This window comes from Parabacteroides sp. CAG:2 (assembly GCF_000436315.1).
Classification (GTDB): domain Bacteria; phylum Bacteroidota; class Bacteroidia; order Bacteroidales; family Tannerellaceae; genus Parabacteroides; species Parabacteroides distasonis.
Genome location: NZ_FR885322.1, coordinates 1 through 600 on the forward strand (window position 1 = coordinate 1; position 600 = coordinate 600).

Here is a 600-nt window from a genome sequence, read left to right on the forward strand (position 1 = left end):
GTTCTCTGTACTAACCTATTCAGACATCAAACCGATAACGGTTGATACAGGTGAAACGTACCTTATATTATGTAATGAGCGCACAAAAACCAGCGTAACTTATAAAATCCCTATCGTATCGCCTATAGTCGTGGCTCTGCTTGGGAACGGTGAACCGTGCCAAAAGATTTTCCTTCCCATATCCAATCAACCTACTAACCGCTATTTGAAAGATATAATGTCAGATTTGAAGATTGATAAGACAATGACCTTCCACCGGGCACGGCATAGTTTCCGAACAATTGCTGCAAAGAAAGGCATCCGTGACGGAATAGCCGAGCGAATAATGGGGCATGCAGAAGGTAACGACATCAAGGATATTTATACGCACTTACATGATGAGGACATTGTGAAGGAGATGCGAGATAAGTGGGTGGTGTAATACGAGCGCATTTTCCATACTTCCCGCATTTTAAGAGCTAATATGCTGGAAATGTGTGATTTAAAAGTGGGAATTAAATGTAGATAAGATAAAACTGGTAAAAGAAAGATGATAGTTAGTTTTTTCTTTTGCCAGTATCTTTTTAAAATACAGGCTATATTGGAGAAACAAGAAATGAT

General features: G+C 39.2%; 1 protein-coding gene. It reads left to right on the forward strand.

What is annotated here, in order from left to right; genetic code table 11:
* A partial coding sequence (locus QVP94_RS15430) for a tyrosine-type recombinase/integrase (protein WP_288213295.1) occupies positions 1 to 421 on the forward strand: 421 nt, incomplete at its 5' end.
* Between the last annotated feature and the right edge of the window lie 179 nt (positions 422 to 600).